The following is a 3,860-nucleotide window of genomic DNA, read 5'->3' as shown; positions in this document are numbered from 1 at the left end:
CGTCCCGGAGATATCGCAGCTCAAGTGGAGAGTGGACGCCTATCGTGACCTCGGTGATGGCGTCCGTGAGGTCGCGGCGCCAGCGCGCCCGGTTCCGGCCGGCCAGCGCGGCGGTGATCCGGTCCGGTGTGCTCAGCCGGCGCTGGCACGCCTTGATCGCCCAGGCAACCGCGTCCTCGGCGGTCCGTGATACATCCGCCAGGTCCAGGACCGTTTCCTCAAGCGTGGTCTGCGGCGGCAGCCGCGCCGGATGCCGTGCTCCCGGCAGCCGCGACGAGTAATGCAGCATCAGGCCTGGAATGATCAACGAGCCTGACTGTGCGGGAACGCTCACGTGGATCGATGCTGACGGTTCGTCGGAGAGCCTCCATGCTTCCGCGGCGGTGGCATGACTCAGGACCGCGTTCTCCCCCGCCCGCAGTATCGCACCCCAGAGCAGGGAGGCCCGTGGGACGGGACCGCTGAAGGTGACGAACACGCCCCGGTACAGTCGCTGCCATCGTCCCGACTCCACACGCGCCGCGATCGCGTGCCGCGACAATCCTCCATCGATGGCCTGTTCGCGTGTCAGGACACCCTGCTGCCGCTCCAGGCAAACAGCGAGTGACAGCGAATTGTAATCGACCACATACTTATTGTGATATACGCGGGCGCAGACCTGAAGCGTTTTCGTTAGCTCTGAAAGTTTGGCCGGTCATGGGCGGTCAAACTTTCAGAGCTACTCGCGGTGGGACTGCTGGGGTTAGCCGCGGCCGTATTTGGATTCGGCTTGCCAGAAGAAGATGACGCCGAGGACGAAGAAGCCGAGGCCCCAGCCGACCGCGGCGAGCCAGAGGTCGTTGTTGGTGATGACGGCGTGGCAGTAGGCCTGGAGTATGGCGTTCGGCACCACCTGGTGATGGCCGATCACCGTGTAGCCATCCACCACCTTGGTACCGGTCGGGAGCGGCAGATATCTGCCGCCGAGCACCACGCTGCTGCCGCCGGTGTCTTTGTGGAAAAGCGAGCAATAGGCCGCGCTGTACGGCTGGTTCCCTGGCGAGTTCTGCCGGTAGGTCGTCATCAGCGCCACGCGGACCAGCGAAATGTAGACCGCCGGCGGGTTCAGCGACAGCAGCTTGATGCCCCAATTGGGCACCGCCGCCGGCAGCGTCGTGACCATGTACATGACGCCGCAGAAGTACCGGGTGATGCGCAGGATGAACGGGATCAGCTCGCTGACGTCCGCCAGGCTGCCGCCCAGGCGGGCGACGATCAGCGCCGCCCCGATGTTGAACGCCGTCTGCAGCAGCACGACGGGGAGCAGCAGGAACCAGTACACGGTCAGCGGTTCCCCGCTGACCAGCATGACCGGGATCAGCACTATAAACCCGACCAGCATCTGCTGCAGTTCCACGATCACGTAGGCCAGCGGCAGCGCGGCGCGCGGGAAGTACAGGGCGCGGATCAGCTGAAGGTTGGCGCGCATCACGTTCGAGCCGGTGACAATCGACCGCTCGGTGAACGCGAACACGAACACGCCGGCGAGCAGGAACGCGGGGTAGTGCTGGACGCCGCGCGAGGCCTCGAAGAGGATGCCGAAGATCAGGTAATACACGCCCGCGTTCAGCAGCGGGGTGAGCACCTGCCAGAGCTGTCCGAGCTTCGCCTCGGTGTACATCGAGACGTTCCGCGCGGTGGCGTAGCCGATGATGAAGTGCCGGCGCTGCCACAGCATCGCCAGGTACGCCGACAGCGACGGGCGGGCCCCGGAGAGCTTCAGGCCGTGCTGCGCCGCGAGTTCCCCCAGCGGCTGGTCAGGGACTCGCGGCGCCTCGGGCACGACGACCGCGCCGGACTCAAGCCGTCCAGGGGCGCTGAGCTGCCCGCGTCGTCCGCTGTTCTCCACGGTCGGGAAGTCTATTGGACGTCTGCCGGAAACCGCGCATCAAGCGGAGGCGCTGGCAGTCACGACGGGCCCGTTCTGAATAACGATTTAAAGACCGGACTCCGCGGTGCGGATCAGGATCCTGCGGCACTCCTCGTGGCGCATGACCTCATCGGGAGCGGCGGCCCTGATCTCGTTCAGCTCCACGGTGGACAGCGACACGTTGCAGCCCTCGCACTTACCGCGCCGCAGCATCGCGGCGGCGCGGCCGCCGACCTGCCCGCGCACCCTGTCGTACAGCGCCAGCAGCTCGTCGGGGACGCCGGACGCGACCGAGGTGCGGGCATCGCCGGCCTTGGACTCGTGGTCCGCGATGTCGGCCAGGGCGGCGTCACGGCGCGCCGTCACCTCGCCCTCCTCGGCCGCCACCGTCTCGGCGTCCGCCGCGGCCTCGTCCCGCCGCGACTGGGCAGCCTCGCGCCGCTCCATCAGGTCGAGCACGATCTCCTCCAGGTCACCCTGGCGGCGCCGCAGCGACACGATCTCGGACTGCAGCGACTCAAGCTCCCTGGCGTTGGACACCTTGCCCGCGTCGAGCCGCTGCTGGTCCTTGTCGATGCGGACCCGGACCTGTTCGACGTCGCGTTCTGAGCGGGCCTGCTCGCGGTCCAGGTCGGACAGCTCGGTGTCCGCGCGGGTCATATCGTCCCTGACCTGGGCGCCGCGTCCGGCGAGCTGGTCGAGTTCCGCGATCTCCGGGAGCGTCCGGCGCCGGTAGGCGAGCCTGCCGAGCTCGGTGTCCAGGTCGGCTAGTTCGAGCAGCCGCTGCTGCGCCTCGGGTGATGCCTTCACGAAGGCCTACGTTAGTCGCACCGGCGAGCGTTGTCGCATGGTAGACACTTTGGCCATGGGGATCCCTCGGGTAAGCAGGCCCTACATGCCGGGATACGGCATCGCCGGGCCAGAACAAGGGAGCGGGCTCCTGCACTGGTCCTGGGCGGCGGAACGGCTCACCGCGGCCAGGAACTACTGGGTGGTGTCCGTCTGGCCGGACGGCCGCCCGCACACCATGCCGGTCTGGGGCATGTGGGACGACGCCGTGCTGTGGTTCACGACCGCGGCGCCATCGCGGAAGGCGCGGAACCTGCGTGCCGACCCGCGGTGCTGCGTTTCCACGGAAGACGCCTCCGACCCCGTGATCATCGAGGGCACGGCGCATTTCGTGACCGACCCCGTGGTCTTGCAGCGCGTCATCGACCTGATGAACGCCAAGTACCGGACCGAGCTGACCGTCGACTTCCTCGACCCGGCGCAGAACGCCACGATCGGGGTCCGGCCGCGGCGCGTGTTCAGCATGCTGCACGGGGACTTCACCGGCTCACCGACTCGCTGGGTGTTCGATGACGAACAGTAATGTCCCCGGAACGTCCGCACCTGACTGCGTCGGGTAGCGTGGCTGCGTAACGTGTGCTTTCGCGCAACCATGCTTCGCGTAACGCGAGGCGGAGGTCATCGGACGAAACCTGTATGACTGCTAGAGCTGGGCGTGTTGGCGCTGCCTGGGGTGCCGTCTGCGGGGTGCTGGCCGCCGCTGTCGCGATAGGAATCGCGCAGCTGGTCGCCGGGGTGTCGATCCCGAATGCCTCACCGGTGATCGCCGTGGGGCAGGTGGCGATCAACCTGACGCCGCTGCCGGTCAAGAACTGGGCGATCACGACGTTCGGGAGCAACGACAAGAACGCGCTGCTGACCGGCGTGGTCGTGGTCGTTTTCCTGTACTCGATCGTTGTTGGCGTGGTCGCGATGCGGCGGCTGTCGTACGGGTTCTTCGGGCTGGCGATCTTCGCGGTCATCGGCCTGGCGGCGGCGCTGACCAGGCCGAACGCGACGGCGGGGTGGGTGTTTCCGACGGTGGTGGGCGCCGCGGCCGGGGCGTTCGCGCTGTACCGGCTGGTGATCGCGGCACGGCGGGTTTCCCTGGGCAGCGCTGCCG

4 protein-coding genes and 1 pseudogene are annotated in these 3,860 nt (G+C 67.5%); 2 read left to right on the top strand and 3 right to left on the bottom strand.

Annotated features, from left to right (window positions below; translation table 11 throughout):
• The 3 genes from WA805_RS20645 to WA805_RS20635 all read right to left on the bottom strand — a co-directional run.
• Positions 1–628, bottom strand: a 628-nt coding sequence (locus WA805_RS20645) for a type IV toxin-antitoxin system AbiEi family antitoxin domain-containing protein (protein WP_425243145.1), incomplete at its 3' end; no start/stop codon positions are given.
• Positions 629–742: 114 nt separating this feature from the next.
• On the bottom strand, positions 743–1,888 hold the full coding sequence (locus tag WA805_RS20640; protein ID WP_425243144.1) for an ABC transporter permease: 1,146 nt from the start codon (positions 1,886–1,888) through the stop codon (positions 743–745).
• A gap of 87 nt (positions 1,889–1,975) precedes the next feature.
• Positions 1,976–2,719: a zinc ribbon domain-containing protein gene (locus WA805_RS20635; protein WP_425243143.1), complete on the bottom strand. Its 744-nt coding sequence runs from the start codon at positions 2,717–2,719 to the stop codon at positions 1,976–1,978.
• A gap of 55 nt (positions 2,720–2,774) precedes the next feature.
• Here WA805_RS20635 and WA805_RS20630 point away from each other — a divergent pair, with 55 nt between their 5' ends.
• Positions 2,775–3,281, top strand: a complete 507-nt coding sequence (locus WA805_RS20630; RefSeq protein ID WP_422277562.1) for a pyridoxamine 5'-phosphate oxidase family protein — start codon at positions 2,775–2,777, stop codon at positions 3,279–3,281.
• 164 nt (positions 3,282–3,445) lie between these two features.
• Positions 3,446–3,860 (top strand): annotated as a pseudogene (locus WA805_RS20625) (molybdopterin-dependent oxidoreductase); the annotation flags it as partial.

Source organism: Trebonia sp. (assembly GCF_049794275.1).
Lineage (GTDB): Bacteria > Actinomycetota > Actinomycetes > Streptosporangiales > Streptosporangiaceae > Trebonia.
This window is presented reverse-complemented; position numbering and strand designations above follow the sequence as displayed.

What these genes read in the sequence shown, in the direction of transcription:
- WA805_RS20630 (WP_422277562.1), top strand. Translation starts at nt 2,775, where the DNA reads ATGGGGATCCCTCGGGTAAGCAGGCCCTACATGCCGGGATACGGCATC.